The organism is Gluconobacter sp. Dm-44 (assembly GCF_018256175.1).
Lineage (GTDB): Bacteria > Pseudomonadota > Alphaproteobacteria > Acetobacterales > Acetobacteraceae > Gluconobacter > Gluconobacter cadivus.
This window is the reverse complement of sequence record NZ_JAERLZ010000035.1, coordinates 1-5,545: the sequence shown is the minus strand read 5'-3', so window position 1 is coordinate 5,545 and position 5,545 is coordinate 1. Positions and strand designations below refer to the sequence as shown.

General features: G+C 49.4%; 3 protein-coding genes and 2 pseudogenes. 4 read left to right on the top strand and 1 reads right to left on the bottom strand.

Annotated features, from left to right (window positions below; translation table 11 throughout):
* The first annotated feature begins 296 nt into the window (after positions 1-296).
* Genes JK213_RS15600 through mdoH form a run of 3 tightly spaced genes read left to right on the top strand, consistent with a single transcriptional unit; the run spans position 297 to position 4,962 of the window.
* Positions 297-1,457 (top strand): hypothetical protein, encoded by a 1,161-nt coding sequence (locus tag JK213_RS15600; RefSeq protein WP_211571886.1) that lies wholly within the window; start codon positions 297-299, stop codon positions 1,455-1,457.
* Between the two features lie 60 nt (positions 1,458-1,517).
* On the top strand, positions 1,518-2,639 hold the full coding sequence (locus JK213_RS15595; protein WP_211571885.1) for a polysaccharide biosynthesis/export family protein: 1,122 nt from the start codon (positions 1,518-1,520) through the stop codon (positions 2,637-2,639).
* A 19-nt stretch (positions 2,640-2,658) separates the two neighbouring features.
* The gene (mdoH, locus tag JK213_RS15590) at positions 2,659-4,962 is read left to right on the top strand and encodes a glucans biosynthesis glucosyltransferase MdoH (RefSeq protein WP_211571884.1); all 2,304 of its coding nucleotides are present in this window, start codon (positions 2,659-2,661) and stop codon (positions 4,960-4,962) included.
* Between the two features lie 185 nt (positions 4,963-5,147).
* Here the strand turns inward: mdoH and JK213_RS15585 are convergent.
* Positions 5,148-5,285, bottom strand: a pseudogene (locus tag JK213_RS15585) (IS5/IS1182 family transposase); the annotation flags it as partial.
* Between the two features lie 77 nt (positions 5,286-5,362).
* Here JK213_RS15585 and JK213_RS15580 point away from each other — a divergent pair.
* Positions 5,363-5,545 (top strand): annotated as a pseudogene (locus JK213_RS15580) (IS5/IS1182 family transposase); the annotation flags it as partial.

Here is a 5,545-nt window from a genome sequence, read left to right as displayed (position 1 = left end):
GGAAATCACAGACTGCATCGTGCTCATCACACAAAGCTATGCACGTCCGCCAGTCTTTCAAGACCTAACAGGCCCTAAAATACCGTATTTATAAAGTATAAATGTATACTATTTTGAATTTTCTATGAGATCTATGACGCTACCAGCCATAGCAAAAAAAAACGCATTTTGTAATGAAATGAATAATGGGGGGTTACGTAAGTTTAACTTTTGAGCTAAGAGCCGCCAGGTAAAATTTTAGAAATGAAACTTCAAGTTCACCTCCAATGCAGATCTCCGATAAGGCGCCTCCCCGAATGAATTTCAAGCACGAAGAAATCTTGAAATCCGAAGACAAAGTAAAAAACTATACAAAGTCTGGATCTGCAAAGGTTACAATGCCGCACATCCCTTCGACAAAAAGCGCTTCAGCCTCAAAAAGACCCTTTTGGCGCTCTCCGCTCAATGTTATTACACTTTTCATTCCGAATGCAATTTCCATACTATATTTTGGGGTTTTATCGTCTCCAGTCTACGTTTCAACCAGTAGTCTGATTGTAACAAATCCTGTCAAAGATACGGATAGCCTGACTTCACTTCTCTCAGGAAGTTCCGGTTCCTCAAGTGACGGCGCGTATGTACTGAAATCTTTCATCGGTTCTTGGGATGAATATCGCCGGATTGATGCACAGTATGATTTGGCGCATGCTTACTCAAGCGGTGATCTCTACGCCCGCTACGGTGGGCTCAGCATGTTGTTCCATAATAATGATGTTGCACGTTGGCATTATTATCAAAATCAGGTTGCTGTGGATGTCGATGAACGCAGTGGCATCACGACAATCAATGTGCGCGGTTTCGAGCCCAATGTAGCATCTGGAATCGCTCGGGCAGTTGTGGCTGATGCAATTGCACACATCAATTCCATGAATCAGGCATCTGAAGACAATTTTGTTTCAACGGCAAAAAAACATGCAGATGCCCTTCGCGACGCAATAACCGCCGACGAACTGGCTCTTTCCGCATTCCGGTCTGATAAAGGCATATACGATCCAGAGCAGTACAACGAAGCGCTCCTGACGGAAGTCCAGAGTCTGACCGCTAAAAATATTGATCTTAATGCTCAATATCAGGCACTTACTCACGGCGCAGCCAACAACCCTATGGTTTATAATTATCAGTCTCAGATGGCAGTGCTTGAAAAGGCAATATTGGGCGTCAATCATAATGCTGCAACAATTGCGCAGATTACTCCCGCATATAATGCGTTGACCCTTCGCCGGGAGACAGACATCGCTTTGCTCAAACAGGCAGAAATTGCGGCTCAAGAAGCATCGTTCAAAGCCGGTCAGAACCATTATTCATTAAATATGATTAGTGCTCCGTCCGAACCCCACGCGCCGGAACTGCCTCATCGCCTATGGCGCGTGCTTGAAGTCGCTGCAGTTACGGTACTCCTGCGTCTCATTGCTGGCTGATCAGGTCTGTCAACTTTACCCATTTTGTATTACCGCGCGCAATCAAGGCCACATCTTCTCATGAAAACGTTTTCCTCGTGCTCTGCTGCCGCCATCATCGCCTGCCTGCCCTTGACGGGGTGCGCTCTACCCAATGGCGGCCCGCTAGCGGGCACGGTCCAGGAAACCCGCGATACAGCAGTCATCAAAGTAACTCCGGCTCTGGCCAATCAGATGATTCTGGCATCCCGGGCGCGGCAGCAGGCGTTGCTTGATGCTGCATTGACTGCTCTTTCCGGATCTTTTGAAAAGCGGGATTATCGTCTGCATCCTGGAGACAGTATCCAAATTGCACTTTGGACATTTTCTCCTTTGCCTGGCCAGGCCCAGTCCACCAGTGACAGCGGCGGACCTGCTCCCCTTCCTTTGGGAAATTTCCAGCTTGATGTACATGGCAATGTCTCTCTGCCGTATATAAGAAGTGTGCATCTTGCAGGACTGACAGGTCCTCAGGCCGAACAAACCATCAATCATTACTATGAATCTTTACACGTACTGCAGTCGCCATCAGCGACCGTAACAATCGCAGGCGGATCACGGAGCAGCATTCTCGTTACTGGATCCGTAGGAAAGCCAGGCATTCTTCCTTGGAGTCCTGGTGGACTTACCATGGCAGAAGCTCTGACATTGTCGATGGGGAATGCATCGGCAGCATCTTCCAGCGCCGCAGTACCCGGCCAGCAGACGGCGACAACTGTCAGCGTCTATCGTGCAGGAAAGGATCCTGTAACACTACCTATTGCCAGTGCACTAGAGAACGCCATTGCATTGCAGCCGGGAGACAAACTGATCGTCCACTCCCAGCCAACAGTTCAGGCTCTGGTTCTTGGTGGCGGCGCGACCCGGGCGGGAAGCTATGGCTTTGGTGAGGTTCCGTCGTTGGCGCAGGTTCTTGCGCAAGCTCAGGGGCTAAATCCAAACGCGGCCAATGCACGGCATATTTTCGTATTTCGGCAGAGCATGAAAACCGGCAGTGCTCTCTATGATTTTGATTTTAATAGTGGGGTCGGAATTCTGACAGCCCAGACCTTCCCTATCGAAGATCGGGACATTGTATATGTGGCGGAATCGCCTATTATTCCCGTTTCCCGCGTGCTGAACACCATCTTTCAGATGGCACTTCCAGCAACAATCGCCCGCTGACGAATAAGTATAGCTGCTTGTGTCGACGGTTAATTTTGAATCTTATCTCTATTATGCAGGCCTTTCTAAACAGGAGGCCGCATATACTGCTACACATCTTAAGAGTTGGGATGATCTCCATCGCTGGTTAAGTGAAAAGCAGGAAAATGATTTTCAGCCTGTTCCAGACCGCGTTCCCATCGGAACCCCTTTCCTGGAAACCAACTGGCGGATCAATCTGCGGAATCGCCTGCGCAAAGTAGAAGAGACCCATCAGCCTGTTGGAGAGCCGCCCCTGTGGCCGAAGGTCGTAGACCGGCGGCGCCAGCTTGCGATGATTTTTTCTCTTGGTCTAACCGCGTTGATGACGATTATCTCCAACATTACGCTGGTCACAGAACACATCTCGGATAACTGGCGCCATGCATACCTGATTATCTATGCGATCATGACCTATTTCATGATCGCAACTTTCGCAAAGCTTGGACTTGGTTCATGGCACGCATTACGAGGTCCGGCAGGCAATCCGTGGCACCCTAGCCATACCGCGCGGGATCCACGAGCCAACATTCGCATAGCAATCATTTATCCGGTATACCATGAAGATGCTGCACGCGTTGTCGCAGGCCTGACGGCTACGTGGGAGTCCATCAAACGACATGCCCCAGACTACGCCAGTCAGTATGATCTTTTCCTATTGTCTGACAGTCGGAAGCCCGAGTACTGGGTTGCGGAACAGGCAGCTCTCCATACAGCACAAGCCGCCAATCCGGATGCAAGATTTTATTACCGTTGGAGACCGTCAAATCATAATGCCAAGCTTGGCAACGTAATCGATTTCTGTCGCCGCTGGGGTAAAACCTACGAGTATATGGTCGTCATGGATGCGGATAGTATCATGAATGGGGGCACTATCCATTCAATGGTGCGCATGATGGAAGGAAATCACCGACTGGGGATACTGCAAAGCAATCCGACGCCAATTTTACGCGAAAGCCTCTTCGGTCGCATGCAGCAGTTTGCTGGTCGCCTGTATGGGTCTGCTTTCTCATACAGTCTACAAGCAATGTATATGGGGCACGCCCAGTATATCGGGCATAATGCCATCATTAGGATGGATCCTTTCATCAAGTACTGCATTTTGCCGGAGTTGTCGGGAAGTTCGCCTTGGGGCGGCAAACCCCTGAGCCATGATATTATTGAAGCCGCCATGATGGCACGCATGGGGTACGAAGTATGGTTTATGCCTGAACTCAAAGGTAGTTATGAGGAAATCCCAGCGAATATTTTAGGCTTCCTTATCCGGGAGCGACGCTGGATGCAGGGGAATCTGCAACATTTACGTTTTCTTTTTGTTAATGGCCTGCATACCATCCATCGTGAGACCTTCCTAAATGGGTTGATGGGATATCTTTCTGCACCACTCTGGGCCGCGTTTTTATTCGTATCAGCCTATTCGATGGTATCGTTTCTTCGCCATGGCACATTAAATCTGGGAGCTATGTCGACTGTGGAAGTGCCCGCCATGCTGATGCTTGCCGCATCCATGGTTTTCCTATTTCTGCCACGAATTTTGGCTATTGTTCTTAATTTTTCGAAGCCCCGTGCCAGACTGTATGGGGGACGCACGAAAATCATTGTCTCGATCCTGCTAGAAACAATTTTCTCAATGTTTTTCGCGCCAATCATTATGATCTACATCACAAAATTCGTGTGGCAATGGGCGATCCGTAAAAGTGTTTCCTGGGGCACACAGCAACGAGACGACGCTCCTTTGCCTTGGCTTGACTGCTTTCGACACTTTGGGTGGGTTATGGTGATTGGTTTGCTGTGTTCCTACCTTCTTTACAGACAGGTGCTGCTCGTACCAGCACAGACAGTCGCGTTAATGTCACTTGTCTCTGGTCACCTACTTAGCCCTGCCAGTGTCTTTTTCTGGTTTTTTCCTATCCTGGGTGGATTTGTTCTGAGCGCCCTCATTGTCCGCTTCACAAGTCGATCTTTTCCCTTACTCCGGAAAGCACGTCTATTTGCCATTCCAGAGGAAGTGGAGGTGCCCCCTGAGCTAAGTGACCTTGAAAAATGGGAACAATATCTACGCCAGCATATACCGGATCCAGAGCAGGATCGTCATGCGCTTCGTTATGCGATTAGTGATCCGTTTTTTTATGTACGTCATCGCCCACAAACACGAATTAAGCCTCATATTGCCGACGCACTGCTACCCAAGATCCGACAAGGGATGCCGTTGACCATCAAGGAATTTACATACGCCATACGAGAACGTCGCTGTTATGATGCCCTTCATCGGGCTGCCATATTGGGCAACATAATGCAGAAATAAGCACTCGAACAGAAAACAACTGGGGGATCGAAGAACCATTAATCGACGGCTCCTTCTCCCGATTTCAGGTTTCTAATGTATTGATTGATGGTTCCTGATCCTGAATTTTTACTCCGCTTCTGCCACAGAGCGTAAAGGTTTAACTCTGTACTACACGTGGGCGTTAATCCTCTGCTCCCGGAAGAGAAGAGGATGCGGCGCATGTTATAGACAATATTGGCCAGTCCGATCCTCGTGGTGGCTCGGGTGATGCCGACGGTTTGGACGAGCAGCCCCGTCTGATCGGCAAAGACATGCTCGACACGAGATCGGACCACCGACCTGGAGGGATCGAAAAACCCCTTGGCTCTGACCTGTTCTCTATGATTCCATTTCTCTTGCGTTGATTGGAGTATGGATCATGAAGCAGCCGGGTTTCTTTGATGTTGAAGAGCGGCTTGCTCGATTGAGCGGACTTGGTGACCAGCTCGAAGCGTTTTCCCGGACTGTGGATTTTGAAGTGTTCTGCCCGGAACTGGAGAAGGCTCTGGCCTATTCAGATGGAAGCCAGGGCGGGCGACCGCCATTTGATCCGGTGCTGATG